Annotated in this window: 18 protein-coding genes; 11 read left to right on the top strand and 7 right to left on the bottom strand. The window is 65.1% G+C overall.

Annotation, left to right across the window (positions count from 1 at the left end; translation table 11 throughout):
* Positions 1 to 130: 130 nt before the first annotated feature.
* The 5 genes from AC5RVD_RS12545 to AC5RVD_RS12525 all read left to right on the top strand — a co-directional run bounded on the left by AC5RVD_RS12545 (position 131) and on the right by AC5RVD_RS12525 (position 4,611).
* Complete coding sequence (locus AC5RVD_RS12545; RefSeq protein ID WP_493978415.1) at positions 131 to 517, top strand: HesB/IscA family protein; 387 nt, start codon at positions 131 to 133, stop codon at positions 515 to 517.
* A gap of 173 nt (positions 518 to 690) precedes the next feature.
* Positions 691 to 1,536 carry an aa3-type cytochrome oxidase subunit II gene (gene ctaC / locus AC5RVD_RS12540; RefSeq protein ID WP_493987176.1) on the top strand — a complete coding sequence of 282 codons (846 nt, stop codon included), beginning with the start codon at positions 691 to 693 and terminating at the stop codon, positions 1,534 to 1,536.
* Between the two features lie 17 nt (positions 1,537 to 1,553).
* Entirely contained in the window at positions 1,554 to 3,281 is a 1,728-nt protein-coding gene (gene ctaD, locus AC5RVD_RS12535; protein ID WP_494111188.1) for an aa3-type cytochrome oxidase subunit I, read from the top strand.
* A gap of 2 nt (positions 3,282 to 3,283) precedes the next feature.
* Positions 3,284 to 3,685, top strand: a complete 402-nt coding sequence (locus AC5RVD_RS12530) for a cytochrome c oxidase subunit 4 (protein WP_494111187.1) — start codon at positions 3,284 to 3,286, stop codon at positions 3,683 to 3,685.
* A 140-nt stretch (positions 3,686 to 3,825) separates the two neighbouring features.
* A complete protein-coding gene (locus AC5RVD_RS12525; RefSeq protein WP_493987179.1) occupies positions 3,826 to 4,611 on the top strand; it encodes a GntR family transcriptional regulator in 786 nt (261 codons plus the stop codon).
* A 345-nt stretch (positions 4,612 to 4,956) separates the two neighbouring features.
* Here AC5RVD_RS12525 and qcrB read toward each other — a convergent pair whose 3' ends face one another.
* From qcrB to ctaE, 4 genes are all read right to left on the bottom strand, one after another.
* Complete coding sequence (gene qcrB / locus AC5RVD_RS12520) at positions 4,957 to 6,603, bottom strand: cytochrome bc1 complex cytochrome b subunit (RefSeq protein ID WP_494127076.1); 1,647 nt, start codon at positions 6,601 to 6,603, stop codon at positions 4,957 to 4,959.
* Positions 6,604 to 6,605: 2 nt separating this feature from the next.
* Positions 6,606 to 7,634, bottom strand: a complete 1,029-nt coding sequence (gene qcrA, locus AC5RVD_RS12515; RefSeq protein ID WP_494127075.1) for a cytochrome bc1 complex Rieske iron-sulfur subunit — start codon at positions 7,632 to 7,634, stop codon at positions 6,606 to 6,608.
* A gap of 91 nt (positions 7,635 to 7,725) precedes the next feature.
* The gene (gene qcrC / locus AC5RVD_RS12510; RefSeq protein ID WP_493987182.1) at positions 7,726 to 8,538 is read right to left on the bottom strand and encodes a cytochrome bc1 complex diheme cytochrome c subunit; all 813 of its coding nucleotides are present in this window, start codon (positions 8,536 to 8,538) and stop codon (positions 7,726 to 7,728) included.
* A gap of 82 nt (positions 8,539 to 8,620) precedes the next feature.
* Entirely contained in the window at positions 8,621 to 9,259 is a 639-nt protein-coding gene (gene ctaE, locus AC5RVD_RS12505; protein WP_494127074.1) for an aa3-type cytochrome oxidase subunit III, read from the bottom strand.
* A gap of 148 nt (positions 9,260 to 9,407) precedes the next feature.
* Between ctaE and trpD the strand changes: the two genes are divergently transcribed.
* A complete protein-coding gene (gene trpD, locus AC5RVD_RS12500) occupies positions 9,408 to 10,460 on the top strand; it encodes an anthranilate phosphoribosyltransferase (protein ID WP_494111182.1) in 1,053 nt (350 codons plus the stop codon).
* A gap of 85 nt (positions 10,461 to 10,545) precedes the next feature.
* On the opposite strand, the gene AC5RVD_RS12495 is transcribed toward trpD, so the two are convergent.
* Together AC5RVD_RS12495 and AC5RVD_RS12490 are read right to left on the bottom strand one after the other, a co-directional pair.
* Positions 10,546 to 10,827: an Lrp/AsnC family transcriptional regulator gene (locus AC5RVD_RS12495; RefSeq protein WP_493978425.1), complete on the bottom strand. Its 282-nt coding sequence runs from the start codon at positions 10,825 to 10,827 to the stop codon at positions 10,546 to 10,548.
* Between the two features lie 47 nt (positions 10,828 to 10,874).
* Positions 10,875 to 11,276: a DUF3054 domain-containing protein gene (locus AC5RVD_RS12490; RefSeq protein WP_494127073.1), complete on the bottom strand. Its 402-nt coding sequence runs from the start codon at positions 11,274 to 11,276 to the stop codon at positions 10,875 to 10,877.
* On the opposite strand from AC5RVD_RS12490, the gene AC5RVD_RS12485 reads away from it, so the two are divergent.
* From AC5RVD_RS12485 to AC5RVD_RS12465, 5 genes are all read left to right on the top strand, one after another.
* Positions 11,264 to 11,767: a VOC family protein gene (locus AC5RVD_RS12485; RefSeq protein ID WP_494127072.1), complete on the top strand. Its 504-nt coding sequence runs from the start codon at positions 11,264 to 11,266 to the stop codon at positions 11,765 to 11,767. The two genes, AC5RVD_RS12490 and AC5RVD_RS12485, sit on opposite strands and share 13 nt — an antisense overlap.
* Positions 11,768 to 11,832: 65 nt before the next feature.
* Entirely contained in the window at positions 11,833 to 12,420 is a 588-nt protein-coding gene (locus AC5RVD_RS12480; protein WP_494127071.1) for a sigma factor-like helix-turn-helix DNA-binding protein, read from the top strand.
* A complete protein-coding gene (locus tag AC5RVD_RS12475) occupies positions 12,417 to 12,941 on the top strand; it encodes a hypothetical protein (protein WP_494127070.1) in 525 nt (174 codons plus the stop codon). Before AC5RVD_RS12480 ends, AC5RVD_RS12475 begins: the two co-directional genes overlap by 4 nt.
* A 226-nt stretch (positions 12,942 to 13,167) precedes the next feature.
* Positions 13,168 to 13,500, top strand: coding sequence for a hypothetical protein (locus AC5RVD_RS12470; RefSeq protein ID WP_494127069.1), 333 nt, complete (start codon positions 13,168 to 13,170; stop codon positions 13,498 to 13,500).
* A gap of 96 nt (positions 13,501 to 13,596) precedes the next feature.
* Positions 13,597 to 14,073: a VOC family protein gene (locus AC5RVD_RS12465; RefSeq protein WP_494120698.1), complete on the top strand. Its 477-nt coding sequence runs from the start codon at positions 13,597 to 13,599 to the stop codon at positions 14,071 to 14,073.
* A 47-nt stretch (positions 14,074 to 14,120) separates the two neighbouring features.
* Here the strand turns inward: AC5RVD_RS12465 and AC5RVD_RS12460 are convergent, their stop codons facing one another.
* Positions 14,121 to 15,260 (bottom strand): glutamate--cysteine ligase, encoded by a 1,140-nt coding sequence (locus AC5RVD_RS12460; RefSeq protein WP_494111175.1) that lies wholly within the window; start codon positions 15,258 to 15,260, stop codon positions 14,121 to 14,123.
* Positions 15,261 to 15,392 lie beyond the last annotated feature (132 nt).

The raw sequence follows: 15,392 nt of genomic DNA, 5'->3' as shown, positions 1-15,392 counted from the left end.
GGGCCAGGCCGGAGGCGGGGGAGAGTTATCCCATTTCGGCTGACCAGACGTACGATGGATGGGAAGCCCGACGCACCACTGAGTAATAGCAGCAGGTCACCGGACGGCCCGAAATAGATAAGGAAGTGCAATGAGCGCAACGACCAACTCATCCGCCCCCACCACGGCACCCGAAGCGGCAGAACTGCCCACGCATGAAGTGGCTTTGACCGACGTCGCCGCCGGAAAGGTCCGCAGCCTCCTGGAACAGGAAGGCCGAACCGATCTGCGCCTGCGCGTTGCCGTACAGCCGGGCGGATGCTCCGGCCTGATCTACCAGCTGTACTTTGACGAGCGGATGCTCGACGGGGACGCTGTCCGTGATTTCGACGGGGTCGAGGTCGTCGTCGACAAGATGAGCGTTCCTTACCTCTCGGGTGCCTCGATCGACTTCGAGGACACGATTTCCAAGCAGGGCTTCACCATCGACAACCCGAATGCCGGTGGCTCCTGCGCCTGTGGAGACTCCTTCCACTAAGGGCCTGCAGGGCGCTCTCCGGCCGCCGGAACGGCCGACGCACGGGGGAGCCTGTCACATGAAAGTCATGTGTGCGGGTAAGCTCTACAGTGAGTAGTAAAACTGGATATGCGGCCAGGCTCAGCTCTGCCATGGCCGCATCACTTGCACGAAACAAAGAGGAAGGGCCGTCTGTGAGTTCGCAGGTTCGAACCGGCAGTCGACGCGCCAGAATCGCCAAGGCTACAGGTCTGGGTGCACTCGGTGCGTTGTTGTTGACGGGATGTTCAGAAGAAGTCCGTTTGGGTTGGTTGCCCACCGAGCGGGACGTTACCAACCACACGCCCGAAATCATTGATTTGTGGGTTAACGGATGGATCGCCGCGCTGGCCGTCGGTGTCCTGACCTGGGGCTTGATCCTCTGGTGCATCATCGCCTACCGCCGCCGCAAGGGGGAGACGGGCTACCCGCGCCAGCTGAGCTACAACCTGCCGCTGGAGATCTTCTACACGGCGATTCCGGTCGTCATGGTCATGGTCTTCTTCTACTTCACGGACAAGACCACCTCCAACATCACCGAGCGGGTGGACAACCCCGACGTCGTCGTCGACGTGCGCGGCAAGCAGTGGGCCTGGGACTTCAACTACGTCAAGCAGGACAAGTACTTTGCCGGCGTGCAGGCCCACCTGACCGGCGAGACCGGCGTCCCGGAGACGCTGCCTACGCTGTACCTGCCGGTCAACCAGAGCGTGGAGCTGCAGATCAACTCCCGCGACGTCATCCACTCGTTCTGGGTCCCCGCCTTCCTGCAGAAGGTGGACATGATCCCGGGCAAGACCAACTTCCTGAACTTCACCCCCACCCGTGAGGGCATCTACGACGGCAAGTGCGCCGAGCTTTGTGGCGAGTACCACTCCGAAATGCTCTTCCGTGTCGCGGTGGTCTCCGAGGCTGAATTCGACGCTCAGATGGCGCGGCTCAAGGACGGCCAGCTCGGCGAAGAGTACGACCGCAACCCCTACGCTGAAGCGTCTGAGTAAAGGAGCGAGGGCCACAAGTGTCAACGTACGAATACACAGCTGACGACCGGGCTACCACGGTAGCTCCGCGCGTCGTGCCGGTGTCCAAGGGGCGCATCGTCGTCAACTGGATCACCTCCACGGACCACAAGACCATCGGGTACATGTACCTGATCGCGTCGTTCATCTTCTTCTGCCTCGGCGGCGTGATGGCCCTGGTCATCCGTGCCGAACTGTTCGAGCCCGGAATGCAGATCCTGCAGACCAAGGAACAGTACAACCAGCTGTTCACCATGCACGGCACGGTCATGCTGCTGATGTTCGCCACGCCGCTGTTCGCCGGCTTCGCAAACGTCATCATGCCGCTGCAGATCGGCGCACCCGACGTAGCGTTCCCGCGCCTGAATGCGCTGGCTTTCTGGTTCTTCCTGTTCGGCAGCATGATTGCCGTGGCCGGTTTCATCACCCCGCAGGGCGCAGCATCCTTCGGCTGGTTCGCCTATGCGCCGTTGTCCAACACGACCTTCTCCCCGGGAGTCGGCGGGGACCTGTGGGTCTTTGGCCTGGCGCTGTCCGGCTTTGGCACAATCCTCGGCTCGGTCAACTTCATCACCACGATCATCACCATGCGCGCTCCCGGCCTGACCATGTGGCGGATGCCCATCTTCACCTGGAACACGCTGGTCACCGCCATCCTCGTCATGATGGCTTTCCCGCCCCTGGCCGCCGCGCTGTTCGCCCTGGGTGCCGACCGGCGCTTCGGTGCGCACATCTTCAACCCGGAGAACGGCGGTGCCATCCTCTGGCAGCACCTGTTCTGGTTCTTCGGCCATCCCGAGGTCTACATCATTGCCCTGCCGTTCTTCGGCATCGTCTCCGAGATCTTCCCGGTGTTCAGCCGCAAGCCGATCTTCGGATACAAGGGCCTGGTCTACGCCACCATCGCCATCGCCGCGCTGTCCGTGACGGTGTGGGCCCACCACATGTACGTCACCGGCTCCGTGCTGCTGCCGTTCTTCGCCTTCATGACGATGCTCATCGCGGTGCCCACCGGCGTGAAGTTCTTCAACTGGATCGGCACCATGTGGCGCGGATCGATCACCTTCGAGACGCCAATGCTGTGGAGCCTGGGCTTCCTGGCCACCTTCCTGTTCGGCGGCCTGACCGGCATCATCCTGGCTTCGCCGCCGCTGGACTTCCACGTCTCGGACACCTACTTCGTGGTGGCGCACTTCCACTACGTGGTCTTCGGTACCGTCGTGTTCGCGATGTTCGCGGGCTTCTACTTCTGGTGGCCCAAGTGGACCGGCAAGATGCTCAACGAGCGCCTCGGCAAGATCCATTTCTGGATGCTGTTCCTGGGCTTCCACGGGACCTTCCTCATCCAGCACTGGCTCGGCGTCGAGGGCATGCCCCGCCGCTACGCCGACTACATGCCGGAAGACGGGTTCACCGCGATGAACCAGTTCTCCACCGTTGCATCCTTCGTGCTCGGCGCCTCGATGATCCCGTTCTTCTGGAACGTGTACATCACCTGGCGCAACGGCAAGAAGGTCGAGGTAGACGACCCCTGGGGCTTCGGCGGATCGCTTGAGTGGGCGACCTCCTGCCCGCCGCCGCGGCACAACTTCACCTCGCTGCCCCGCATCCGGTCCGAGCGCCCTGCGCTGGACCTGCACCACCCGGAGCTGGCACCGCGGCACACCCCGACGACTCCGGCGCCGGTGGCCCAGTTGGCCGGTCCCGCTGACCAGAAGGACGCATAACTGTGAAGATTGAAGCCTGGCTATTCATTGCGCTTGCGCCGTTCTTCGCCCTCGTCGCCACCGTCTACGGCTACATGGGCAACTGGGAAGAGCCCGTCGGCTGGCTGGCGCTGTATCTGACGGCCGGACTGTCCGTGATGATCGGCGGTTACCTCTGGTTTACGGCACGGCGCATCGGTCCCCGTCCTGAGGACCGGGTCGACGCGGAAATCCATGAGGGCGCCGGCGAGCAGGGCATGTTCAGCCCGTGGAGCTGGTGGCCGATCGTGCTGGGCCTCGGTGCCGCCACCGGCTTCATGGGCCTGGCGGTTGGCTGGTGGATCGTCTACATCGCAGCCGGCCTCACCACGGTGGCCATCATCGGATGGGTCTACGAGTACAGCCGCGGAGACCACGCGCACTAATTCCCGCAGCTGCACGCGAAAAGGGTCCGGAACCGCAATGGTTCCGGACCCTTTCGTGTCCCCGTGCGACGGCCGCGGGCCGGAGGCTGGTCTAGACCGGCTAGAATGGGAGGACTTCGACCGGCTGAGCAGGAGGCCGCATGTCCGTGAACGCCGCCGCCATCGAGGGGGAGCTCGATGGCTCCTCCCGGACCGCGAAACACGTCCAGTTGAGGGACATTTTGCGGAGGCACGCACAGGAGCGCTGCGAACCCGGCGCGGCTTTCCCCTCGGAGAGGGAACTGACGGAACGCTTCGGGGTGGCGAGGATGACCGTGCGCCAGGCGATCGACTCACTCGTCGCCGAGCAGGTGCTCGAACGCATCGTCGGCCTGGGAACGTTTGTGCGGCAGCCCAAGCTGGACCTGCAGGTCAAGCTCACCTCCTACAGCGAAGAGATGCAACGCCGCGGCATGGTTCCCGATGCCCGTGTCCTCAGCTTCGAGCAGATCGGCGCGACTCCGCTGGTGGCCCGCGAGCTGCAGATCGAGGAGGGGCAGCCGGTCGTGCGCTTCCGCCGCCTGCTGCTGGCGGACGCCGAACCGATGAGTGTGGACGAGAACTTCATTCCGGCGCAGCGGGTGCCAGGCATCCTCGACGAGGGGCCGCCGTCGTCGCTGTACAACGTCCTGAGCGAACGCTACGGACTGATCATGGAGTGGGGAGAGGACACCATCGAGGCAACCGCAGCCCAGCCCTCGATCGCGCGGCTCCTGAGTGTGGACATTGGATCGCCGCTGCTGAAGATCCAGCGGCATGCCTACGTCTCCAAGACCATGGTTGACTTCTCGATCTCTTATTACCGCGCGGACCGCTACAAGCTCTGGGTGCCCCTTCAGCGGCCTGGGGGACGCGTACCGCGTTCCTACAACGTCAAGCGCTTTTAGGGGCGACAAGCCGCCGCCGCAGGGCGCCTGGCCGCTATGGTGCCGCCAAGGCGCCGCAGGGCGCGGCTACGGCCCCGGGGCTGCCAATGTGCCCCGCCCGTGTTATGCCCACTGCGTGGCCGGGAAGCCACTCAGCGCAGCACCTGTGACGGCCGGTCCCTGCTGGAAGAGCTCGTTAACGCTCTTGTGCTGACTCGCCGGCATGCCCGGGGGGCGGAAAGCATTGCGCCTGCGCAGCTGCCCGTCCTTGCCGTGGCCCAGTCCGGGCAGGGGCCTCGCCGGCGGTCGGGGCAAAAAGAATGGCCCCGGAACGAGTCCGGGGCCATTCTTTTGGCAGTCGTTGCCTTAGCGGGCGCTGACTTCCGCCTTTTCGGCAGGTGCCTCAACCTCAGCGTGGTGGCTGTGCGCAGCCTCCAGCTCGGCCGGGGTAACCGGTGCCACACGGTCTTCGAAGAAGAACCGCGACAGGGCGCCACGCAGTTTCTCGGAGCGCTTGATGTGTCCGGCCCGATTCGGCTGCGCCGGGATCACTTCGGGCGACTCGTAGCTGACGAGCCGGTACTGCTTGTACTCGTTCAGCGGCTCGTGGACTTCGATGAACTCTCCATGCGGCAGGCGGACAATGCGTCCGGTCTCCCGGCCATGGAGGGCGATCTCGCGGTCCTTGCGCTGCAGCGCCAGGCAAATGCGGCGCGTGACCATGAAGCCGAGGATCGGGCCCAGGAAGAACAGCGCGCGCAGCCAGTACGTCACGTCATTGAGCGACACGTGGAAGTGCGTGGCGATCAAGTCGGAGCTGGCAGCTGCCCACATCACCGAGTAGAAGACGATGCCGGCGACGCCGGTGGCGGTGCGGAACGGAACGTTGCGCGGGCGGTCCAGGATGTGGTGCTCGCGGGTGTCCTTGGTGATCCAGCTCTCGATCCACGGCCATGCGAACATCACCGTGAACAGCAGGGCCGCCGGGCCGAGGGCCGGGAGGAGCACGTTGAGCGAAATGGTCCGGCCGAAGATCACGAACTCGCCGACACCAGGCATCAGGCGCAGCGCGCCGTCCACCCAGCCGATGTACCAGTCAGGCTGGGTACCGGCCGAGACGGGGGAGGGGTCGTAGGGTCCGTAGTCCCAGATCGCCAGGATCTGGAAGTTCGCCGCTATGACGGCCAGGATGCCGAAGACAACGAAGAAGAAGCCGCCTGCCTTGGCCGCGTAGACCGGGCCAATCGGGAAGCCGACGACGTTGGTCTCGGAACGGCCGGGGCCGGGGTACTGGGTGTGCTTGTGCACGACAACCATGAACAGGTGGATGGCGATCATCAGGAGGATCAAGGCCGGGACCAGCAGGATGTGAAGCACGTACAGGCGACCCACGATGTCCGTACCGGGGAACTCGCCGCCGAAGAGCAGCAGCGAAATGTAGGTACCGACCAGCGGGATTGCCTTGATCACGCCGTCGATGATGCGCAGTCCGTTGCCGGAAAGCAGGTCGTCCGGCAGGGAGTAGCCGGTGAAGCCGGCGGCCAGGGCCAGGATCAACAGGACACAGCCGACAACCCAGTTCAGCTCACGCGGGCGGCGGAACGCACCGGTGAAGAACACACGCAGCATGTGGAAGGACACCGAGGCGACGAACAGCAGCGCAGACCAGTGGTGCAGCTGGCGCATGAACAGGCCGCCGCGGACCTCGAAGGAGATCTCCAGGGTGGACTGGTAGGCGACGGACATCTCGACGCCCTTGAGCGGCACATACGGTCCGTCGTAGTGCGTATGAGCCATCGAAGGATCGAAGAAGAACGTCAGGAACGTTCCGGTGAGCAGCAGGATGACGAAGGAGTAAAGCGCCACTTCGCCGAACATGAAGGACCAGTGATCCGGGAAGATCTTCCGGCCGAATTCCTTGACGATCGACGATCCGCCGACGCGGGTATCGACGAAGTTGGTGATCCGTCCGGCCCGCGTCTTGGGTACGTAGGTATCAGTTGAAGCGCTCATGCTTAGCCACGCTCCCAGTAGCTCGGTCCGACAGGTTCATGGAAATCGCTCGTGGCGATCAAGTAGCCCTCGTCGTCGACGCTGATCGGGAGCTGGGGCAGGGCGTGCGCGGCGGGGCCGAACACAACCTTGCATTCCTGGGCCGCATCGAAGGTCGACTGGTGGCAAGGGCAGAGCAGGTGGTGCGTGTGCTGTTCGTACAGCGCCACCGGGCAGCCAACGTGGGTACAGATCTTGGAGTACGCAACAATGCCATTGTAGTTCCAGTCTTCACGGCCTGGGGAGACCTGGAGCACGTCGGGATTCAGGCGCATCAAGAGGACGACGGCCTTGGCCTTCTCCTCGAGCTTGTGCTCGGCCTCGTTGAGCCCCTCGGGGATGACGTGGAACGCCGAACCAATGGTGACATCCGAGGCCTTGATCGGGGTGCCGCTCGGGTCGCGGGTCAACCGGACGCCTGCGTCCCACATGGTGTGGCGCAGCACGTCCGGGTTGAGGTCCTTGGACAGGTCGCGGAAGATGCCGATGGCCGGCAGGATCGCCAGCACGCCGGCGCCGATCAGGGTGTTGCGGATCAACGGACGGCGGGAGATGCCGGACTCGTCCAAGACCTGGCCGATGATCTGCTCGGCGTCCTTGCGGTCTTCCTCGGTGCGGACCTCGTGGCGTTCTTCCACAATCTCGTGGTCCGGCATGAGGGTCTTGGCCCAGTGGACAATGCCCACGCCAATGCCCAGCATGGCAAAGGCGGTGCCCATGCCGAGGGTGAAGTTCTGCAATCGCAGCGTTGCGGTGGTGTCATCCAAGCGGATGCCAAAGTACCCGACGAAGAAAAGCACGGTGCCGATGATGGAGATTACGAAGAGTATCGCAACCTGGCGTTCGGCTCGCTTTTCCGCCCGGGGATCTTTGTCGGCACGGCGCGGGCGGTGCGGGGGGAGTCCAGGATCCTGAAACTTCTCCACGTCGCTCTGACCAGCCGTAGCAACGGTGCCCGAGGTGTTCGGACTGCCGTGACTATGGTCGCCCATGATCCCTCTCATCCTTCTCTAAATAGTTCAAAACTCATAATGACTGTTGGCGCTTCTCCGGCGGCCCGCTGGGGCCGCCGGAAGCGAAAGGTTAGGAAGACCGCTGGGTCAGCCAGATGGTGAACGCGATGACCACGCCCAACCCGAGCGTCCACATCAGCAGGCCCTCGGACACGGGGCCGAGCCCACCAAGCGCGAAGCCGCCGGGGGATGGCTGCTCTTCGATGGTCTTCAGGAAGGCGATGACGTCGCGCTTCTCCTCGGGGGAGATGTTCGCGTCGCTGAAAACGGGCATGTTCTGCGGGCCGGTGGCCATGGCCTCGTAGATGTGTGCTTCGCTGACGCCGCTCAGCGCCGGCGCGAACTTGCCGCGCGTCAGGGCCCCACCCGCTGCGGCAGCGTTGTGGCACATGGCGCAGTTGACCCGGAAGATCTCGCCGCCGGCGGCGGGATCACCCTGGGAGACGTCGAGGAATTCGTCCGCCGGAATCGCGGGACCGGCGCCGAGGGAGGCTACGTATGCCGCCAACTGCATGGTCTGCTCTTCGTTGAACTGGTTCGGCTTTTCCATTGCCTGGGGGCCGGACATCTGCATGGGCATGCGGCCGGTTCCTACCTGGAAGTCCACGGCGGCGGCGCCGACGCCAATCAGCGACGGACCGGCCTGGTTGCCGTGCGCACCCTCCGGGGCCCCGACAGCACCGATTCCGTGACAAGTTGCGCAGTTGGCCACGAAGAGCTTCTCGCCCTCTTCGATGTCCTGCGCGGAAAAGGTGGTGGTTTGGGCCTTGGCCTCGTTGACGTTCCCGGCAACGGCGTACAGTCCGCCGGTGACGAGCAGTCCCATGAGCAGCAGGGCAACGGCCGCCAGGGGATGTCGTCGCCTCTGGGAGAGTGCCTTCACTTGTTGGTTCCTAACTTTGCGGTGCGTGTGCGTAGATGTTCGGCCGGCTGGGTCCGCAGCCAGGCGCGGACCTTTCTGCCGTCTACTTGAGGAAGTAGATGATGATGAAGAGAGCGATCCACACGACGTCGACGAAGTGCCAGTAGTACGACGTGACGATGGCCGATGTGGCTTCGAAATGGCCGAACTTTTTGGCGACGTAAGCGCGGCCGATGATCAGCAGGAAAGCGATGAGGCCGCCTGTGACGTGGAGGCCGTGGAAGCCGGTGGTGATGTAGAACGCCGAACCGTAGGAGTTCGAGGACAGCGAGACGCCTTCGGAGACGAGCATCGCGTATTCGTAGGCCTGGACGGAGACGAAGATTGCGCCGAGGAGGAATGTCAGCAGGAACCATTCGACCATGCCCCACTTGGCGACATTGAAGAGCCCGCCGGAGCGGCGGGCCTGCAAGCGCTCTGCGGCGAAGACGCCGTACTGGCAGGTGAAGGAACTGGACACCAGGATGATGGTGTTGGCCAGCGCAAAAGGAACATTCAACTTCGCGGTTTCCATCGCCCACATGTCGCCTGAGGTGGCACGGAGCGTGAAGTACATAGCGAAAAGGCCGGCGAAGAACATCAGCTCGCTGGAGAGCCACACAACGGTTCCGACAGAAACCAGATTGGGGCGGTTCAGCGTTGGATGCGCCGGGGTACTGGGGGCATGGGTTGCAGTTGTCACAAGGCCATTATGTCTATAAATCTGCCCACTTCACCAATGCATTTGAACGCGTGGCGCCGCGTTTCGGTTCCTGAACCGCTGGATTCCGCGGAACGGCGCGGAAGTTAACAATCCGGAAGTTTCTACAAAACGTAGATAACCTAGTGAAGTGACGACCGAACCCAACGCTCAGAACACACCCACCTGGCCTGAACTGATCTCGGCCCTGATCTCGCGGCAGGACCTCACGACTGCCCAAACCCAGTGGGCGATGAACACCATCATGTCCGGCGGGGCCTCCGACGCGCAGATGGCCGGCTTCCTGGTCGCGCTGCGGGCCAAGGGGGAGACGGTCGATGAGCTGACCGGCTTGGTGGAGGCCATGGTCGGCAATGCCCGGCCGATCGACATTCCCGGGGAGAAGCTGGACATCGTCGGTACCGGCGGGGATCGGCAGAATACCGTGAACATCTCGTCCATGGCCGCCCTGGTTTGCGCGGGGGCCGGGGCCCGGATCGTCAAGCACGGAAACCGTGCCGCGTCGTCGTCGTCCGGTTCCGCCGATGTGATCGAAGCCCTCGGGGTGCGCCTTGACCTGCCGGTGGAACGGGTGGCCCAGACTGCCGTCGAAGCGGGAATCACGTTCTGTTTCGCCCAGGTGTTCCACCCGTCGATGCGCTATGCGGGCGCGGTGCGCGCGGAACTCGGTGTGGCCACCGCTTTCAATTTCATGGGTCCGATGACCAACCCGGCGAATCCCACGGCGGCCGCCATCGGCGTTGCCGATGCCCGGCTGGCACCGCTGATCGCCGGCGTGCTGGCTGCCCGGGGGATCCGCGCGCTCGTTTTCCGCGGCGGGGACGGCCTGGATGAGCTGACCACCACGGGCCCCTCGTCGGTCTGGGAGGTGCGTGGCGGCGGCGTGACGGAACACGAGCTGGACCCGCTGGACCTCGGCATCCCCCGGGCCACGCTGGATGACCTTCGCGGCGGCGACGCCACCGCGAATGCCGACGTCGTGCGCCGCGTGCTCGCGGGGGACAAGGGACCGGTGCGCGACGCCGTCGTCCTCAATGCAGCCGCCGCCCTGGTGGCCAACGACACAACAGCCGACGCGCCGCTGCTGGAACGGCTGGCCGTCGGTTTGGGACGGGCCGAGGAAGCCATCGACAGCGGTGCCGCCGCCGAGGCGCTGCAGCGCTGGGTCGACGCCACCCGCTGACTCCGGGCCCGCGTTCGGGCCGCGACAGCTTAACCAGGAGTGCCCCGGACGGGATGTCCGGGGCACTCCTGCGCGGTGGTGAAGCCTAGTGCTCGAATCCGAGCGAGAAGGCGGCGTCCAGGTCGTGCTTCGAATAGGCGCGGAAGGCGATGTGGGTCGTCGTTGCCTGCACGCCTTGGACCTTCGAGAGCCGGTCGGCAATGACATCGGCCAGCTCGTCGTGCTTGGCGACGCGGGCCACGGCGATCAAGTCCCATTCGCCGGTGACCGAATAGACCTCGCTGATGCCCTCGATCTCGGAGATCTCCTGGGCGCACTCCGGAATCCGGGTCGCATCGGTCCGGATGAGAACGAATGCTGTAGCCACTGCACTGCCTTTCTGCTGGAACTGGGTGTTCTTCCCTATAACCGAGGTTATTCCACCCGCCGGGCGAAACGTAGTTTGATGAACAGCGCGGCCGCCGCCCGCCAACCCAGCAGGAGGGCGCCGAGCACCAGGAGTGCGACGATCTGGAAGGACAGGGCCAGCCCGCCCCCGGCGAGGCCGCGCAGGGCGAGTCCCAGGACCACGGCGGCCAGCCATACGGCGACTCCGGTTGGCCAGAGGGCGGCCGGGCGGCGCCAGCCCCGCGAGGCCAGCCAGCCGACGAGGGCGCCGGCCAGGAACGGGCTCGCGGTGATCAGGATTCCGGCCAGGGCCAGTCCGTGTTCGTGCGTGTTTCGGCCCGCTGCCGCAAAAATGACAACGGCGACCAGGTCCAGCGATGCTGCCGCCAGCGGGAGGCCGGTGCGGAGCCGGGGCGATGTTTCAGTCACCCCTCCACACTATCGGGCGCTGGCGGGCGTACGATGCGAGGGACGAGCCGGTCTGGCTGGAACTCGTCGTAGTCGCGCAGGGGCCGCAGGCCGCGGCCGAGGGGGGAGGGACGGCAGTCATGAAGTTGGCACAGGTTGCGCTCGGCGTGCACGAGCTAGAGCGTGCAACCGCTTTTTACACCGACTTGCTCGGTTATCCGCCGGCAGGGGTGTTCGACCCGCCGGGCCTGGTGTTCTTCGATCTCGACGGCGTGCGCCTCTTGCTGGAAGTAGGCGCGCCGGCCGCCCTCTTGTACCTGCAGGTCGAGTCGGTCCGGGACCGGGTCGAGGAACTGCGCGGCGCTGGAACACCCATTGTCGAAGAACCACACATCATTTTCCGGCATGCCGATGATGCTTTGGGGCCGGCGGGCATGGACGAGTGGATGGCCTTCATTCGCGACCCCGAAGGCAACCTGCTGGGGCTGGTGAGCCACCACCGGGGGGACTAGCAAGGTTGTGTCGCGGACTACAAGCCTGCATACTTGTCACGGAAGCAACAAGGAAGCAGGTTTGTATGTTCGTGTTGACGGTCGACCAGCGGCGGTCCCGCCGCCAGCTGGACCTCGTCGAGGGCGCGCTCGGCACTTTGAATGATGACCCGGCCCGTCCGTTGGTGCGCGGTTTCGAGCGCACCGCCGGCGACGAGATGCAGGCAGTGGTCGCCGATGCCGCCGTGGCGGCGGATCTTGCCCTGGATCTGGCCGTCAGCAACCGCTGGAGTGTGGGAATTGGTGTGGGCGGAGTCGTCGGTCCGCTGCCGGAGTCTACGCGGGCGGGCTCCGGCGAGGCCTTCGAGCGTGCACGCGAAGCGGTGACCGCGGCCAAGACGTCGCCGGGCAACGTCGCCGTCTCCGGCGCCCGTCCGGAGGCCGGCCACGCCGAAGCGGTGCTGCAGTTGCTGGTATCCGTGGCACGGAAGCGCAGCACGCAGGCAACCGAAGCCGGGGTGCTCAGTGACGAAGGACTCACCCAGCAGCAAATCGCCGACCGGCTCGGCATCACCCAACAGGCTGTCTCAAGCAGGCTGCATAGTGGACTCTGGCAGGAGTGGCGCCGCGCGCGGCTGGCGGCGCAAGCGCTGCTGGAAGGAGCCGACCGATGAGCGTCATGGCACTGGTCGCGCTTTGCCTGGCGGCGGCGGTCGCGGCGCCCATGTACTTCGAGCGGTTCCAGGGCCGGGGCAACCGCTGGCTGTATGCAGCCAGCGCCGTGTCGCTGCTGCTCTTGGGCATCGCGGGATTGTTGGCGGTCTTGGGGCCGGGCGGTCTCGGCCCGGCAGCCTATGCGTTGGGCGTGGCAGCGGCTGCGATCGGCGGTGGCCCGGCCACCGTGACCATCCTGCGGTTGTCGTTCAATGCCTCGCACCCGGACAACACCACCGATCCCGAAGCATCCCCGGTACTCCGCGGAGGCGCCTGGATCGGGGTGCTCGAGCGGACTGCCATCGCGGCCACCCTGCTGGCCGCCTGGCCGGAAGGATTGGCCGTTGTCCTGGCGGTGAAAGGCTTGGGCCGGTATTCGGAGCTCGGCCAGTCCGGGGCAGCCGAGCGGTTTATCCTGGGCACGTTCGCGAGCGTGCTGTGGGCGGCGGCCGCCACCGGCATCGCGGTGCTCGTGCGTTGAGCGCAGGCGCGCCTCTCCATCCGGCGAAGCCAAGCGGCGCGGGCCGGCCAGCGGGGCGTGGTCCGTAATATGAAGCACCGGACCGCCCGGTGCCGCCGCCGCCCCGCCGTACCCGCGTTCCGTGGCGCGAAATATTCCACGGTGTCTGTTGCCCACGCCACATTCGTCCTTTTATGATGATCACCGGTCAAGGAGCGGCCATGGGGAACTCTTGAGGGGACAAAGTATGGATCCCAAACTGCGAGTGGTCGTCCGGCTGGATATCGACAGGGAATCCGCCAACATCGAAGTGCGCGGACACGTGACAATCCGAAACATTGTGGCGCTGTATTCGCTGGTCCGCCGCACCAGCGCTCTTGCGCCCGGGCGCGGTGTCACCATCAACCTCCAGCATGCTCGGATTGAAGCTGCGGCGCTTGAGGAGCTTCACCGCTGCAGTGAGAGCAAGCGGCTTCCCGGCTATGCGGCGCCCAAAGGGGAGGGGTGCCGCCTGCAGGTGATAGACCCGGATGACACGGACGCCACGGCCCTGGCGCTGGCGCTGGCCGCCGCGCGCTGAACAGGGAGGCCGGCGGGGCCTGGACTGCCGGCGGGCGCTCCGTGCACACACCCGTGGAGTGGCGCTGGTACGACTGACGCAGGGGAGGAGCCCAGCATGCAGAAGATCACACCGTGCCTGTGGTTCGACGGCGAGGCCGAAGAAGCAGCACAGTTCTACGTCCAGCTGTTCAACAACTCCAAGATCCTCGACGTGACGCACTATGGCGAGAGCGGTCCCGGATCGGAAGGTCAGGTGCTGACCGTAGAGTTCGAGTTGGACGGCCAGTCCTTCACTGCGCTGAACGGGGGAGCCCAGTTCACGTTCAATGAGGCGGTTTCCCTGCAGGTGGACTGTGACGACCAGGCGGAGGTCGACCGGCTGTGGGACGCGTTGACCGCCGACGGCGGTGCCGAGAGCCAATGCGGATGGCTCAAGGACAAGTACGGATTGTCCTGGCAAATCATTCCCTCCGTGTTGCCGCAGCTGATTGGCGGGCCGGATCCGCAGAAGGCCCAACGGGCCATGGAAGCCATGCTGCAGATGAAGAAGATCGACATCGGCGAACTGCAGCGCGCTTACGACGCCGGATAGCGCCGTCGGCTGCCCCTTCCAGGCGGGCGCTTCCGCCAGCCGGGAGCTCAGAGGATGCCGGCCGGAAGGTGCGTGTTCCTGACCGCATCGAAGACGACGTCGGTGAGCCTGTGCTGGCGCGCGAGGACTCCCCGCTGCCTTGCCGCGCCGGTCCCGTCCCGAAGGATTCCATCGACGACGGTCTGTATGGGTTCCAGATCGTCCGTTTCCGCTAACACGGGGCCGACGTGTTCGAGCAGGGCGCCGACGACGTTTCGGGCCGGGGTGCGGTCGCTCTTCAAGGGGTGGAGCAGTTCTTCTTCCAGTCCTGACCTGCTGGCCCGCCAGGAAGCAAGGCGCAGCAGCTCCGCCGGTACCGGAGGCGGCGGGCCGCCGTCGCTCCATTGGCGCGCCGCCGTCTCTACCAGCGCCCGGCACAAAGCGGCTACGGCGGCGGCATGTTCCGCTTGGAGGCAGACATCGGCCACGCGGATTTCGACCGTGGGATGCCGTTGACCCAGCCGCGCATCGAAATAAATCATCCCCTTATCCAGCAGCACGTCGCACTCGAGCAGCATCCCCAACAGTTGGTGGTAGGCATCGGGGGAGCCGAAGATGCCGGTCGGCCCGGCGGTGGGCCAACGTTTCCAGACCTGGTACCGGAAGCTCGCGTAGCCACTGTCCACGCCTTGCCAGAAGGGGGAGTTGGTGCTGAGCGCGAGCAGGACCGGCAGCCAGACGCGGATCCGGTCAAGCACGGCCACGGCTTCCTCATCGGAGGCAACGGAAACGTGTACGTGGAACCCGCACGTAAGTTGTTCACGCAGGGTCATCCCGAACCGGGATTCCATGGCTTGGTATCGCGGGCGCGGCACGATGCTGGTAATGGCAGGCAGGGGATAGGTGCCCAATGCTGCAGCCCTGGCGCCAAAACGCCGCGCCTGCCGGTCAGCCTCGGCCCGCCCGGCCCTAATGCCCGCGGCCAGGTCCTGCAGATCCTTGTACGGGGCCGACACTGCTTCGAGCTGTTCCTGCTTGACCTCCGACATCAGGCTGCCCTTGTAACCACTGTGGGAAGCCGTATCGCGGGGTGTATCCAGGGTCGCAGAGTCTCCCTGATCCCGGAGCAGTTGTTCCGAGACGGAGGCCAGGGCGCCGGTCTTGGCGTCCACCAGGAGCAGCTCTTCCTCCACGCCAAAGGTTCGCATGCTGTTTAGTGTTCACCACAGGCGGGCTTGGCGAAAGACCGTCGCGGCGTGCGGGGCGTTCCGTGGGGGCGGGCGCGGCACGTTTGCGGGAAGTCATCCCGGTTGATCAGGTTCGCCCGCTGGATGACTGCA

It is taken from the genome of Arthrobacter sp. THG-b23, assembly GCF_059091265.1.
Note: the sequence above shows the minus strand (reverse complement) of the source record. Positions and strands in the feature narration are given on the sequence as shown.

What these genes read in the sequence shown, in the direction of transcription:
- AC5RVD_RS12545 (WP_493978415.1), top strand. Translation starts at nt 131, where the DNA reads ATGAGCGCAACGACCAACTCATCCGCCCCCACCACGGCACCCGAAGCG.
- AC5RVD_RS12525 (WP_493987179.1), top strand. Translation starts at nt 3,826, where the DNA reads ATGTCCGTGAACGCCGCCGCCATCGAGGGGGAGCTCGATGGCTCCTCC.
- qcrB (WP_494127076.1), bottom strand. Translation starts at nt 6,603, where the DNA reads ATGAGCGCTTCAACTGATACCTACGTACCCAAGACGCGGGCCGGACGG.
- qcrA (WP_494127075.1), bottom strand. Translation starts at nt 7,634, where the DNA reads ATGGGCGACCATAGTCACGGCAGTCCGAACACCTCGGGCACCGTTGCT.
- AC5RVD_RS12485 (WP_494127072.1), top strand. Translation starts at nt 11,264, where the DNA reads ATGTTTCAGTCACCCCTCCACACTATCGGGCGCTGGCGGGCGTACGAT.
- AC5RVD_RS12480 (WP_494127071.1), top strand. Translation starts at nt 11,833, where the DNA reads ATGTTCGTGTTGACGGTCGACCAGCGGCGGTCCCGCCGCCAGCTGGAC.
- AC5RVD_RS12475 (WP_494127070.1), top strand. Translation starts at nt 12,417, where the DNA reads ATGAGCGTCATGGCACTGGTCGCGCTTTGCCTGGCGGCGGCGGTCGCG.
- AC5RVD_RS12470 (WP_494127069.1), top strand. Translation starts at nt 13,168, where the DNA reads ATGGATCCCAAACTGCGAGTGGTCGTCCGGCTGGATATCGACAGGGAA.
- AC5RVD_RS12465 (WP_494120698.1), top strand. Translation starts at nt 13,597, where the DNA reads ATGCAGAAGATCACACCGTGCCTGTGGTTCGACGGCGAGGCCGAAGAA.
- AC5RVD_RS12460 (WP_494111175.1), bottom strand. Translation starts at nt 15,260, where the DNA reads ATGCGAACCTTTGGCGTGGAGGAAGAGCTGCTCCTGGTGGACGCCAAG.